Origin of the sequence: Wolbachia endosymbiont of Pentidionis agamae (genome assembly GCF_036711655.1) — a bacterium.
Taxonomy (GTDB): domain Bacteria; phylum Pseudomonadota; class Alphaproteobacteria; order Rickettsiales; family Anaplasmataceae; genus JAZHPY01.
In genome coordinates, this window is sequence record NZ_JAZHPY010000141.1 from 1 (window position 1) to 801 (window position 801).

1 protein-coding gene is annotated in these 801 nt (G+C 33.0%); it reads right to left on the reverse strand.

Annotation, left to right across the window (positions count from 1 at the left end; translation table 11 throughout):
* Nucleotides 1-508 precede the first annotated feature (508 nt).
* Nucleotides 509-742 carry a succinate dehydrogenase assembly factor 2 gene (locus tag V6U76_RS05345; protein WP_333024108.1) on the reverse strand — a complete coding sequence of 78 codons (234 nt, stop codon included), beginning with the start codon at nucleotides 740-742 and terminating at the stop codon, nucleotides 509-511.
* Nucleotides 743-801: the final 59 nt, after the last annotated feature.

Consider the following 801-nt stretch of genomic DNA (forward strand, 5'->3'; position numbering starts at 1 on the left):
TTAACGGTTTGGAATTTACAGTAAAAGTAACCATTGAGGCTGATAATGGGTACGGAAATAGAAACAGAATTGCTATGGTCATTACTCAGGCTGAACATCAGAAGGATGACTGGACTAGCTAGCACTTAGGCTAATGATGAATGGATTAAGTTGGTAACCATATTCTTTGCATTTATGCCTGACCAATTAAGTGCTTGAATAACATCATCTCGTTTAACATTTAGTCCCAAAGTGCTATCTAGCTTTTCCGAAATTATTTTTTGCATTCTATTGATAATTCTGCGAACCTATTGCTCTGGATCCTCAAGACCTATGCAACTGGCGCAATCCATAATTAGAAAAGCCTCTTGTGTCTCTAAATACTGTAACATCTGCTTAAGAAATACGTTCATAATTGGCTTTTTTCCTTGATTGTCTATCCGCTCTCTCAGTAATGGGAATTGGTACTATAGTATATCTCAATACAGGAAGGTGAGCCTGTCCACGATAATTTCAAATTGATTGGAATTTACCTTATAGGTGATGGTTGTTGAGTAATATTTTTCATTATGTTTTTATCTAATGTAGGTGGTATATTTTTTTGTTTAAGTAAGTAACAGTACAGCTCATTATCACTTAGTTCTATTATTTTTTTGTATTCTATTAACTCGTTTAAAGAGAAATCGCATAAGTAACTTGATGCAAAATTGCTTAATATAACATCCATTTCTTTGCATCCTCTATAACGACTCCTATATAACAACTTTTTTATTAATAGAAGAATATCTAATTGGTATTGTTATAACGTTTGCACCTAAACTT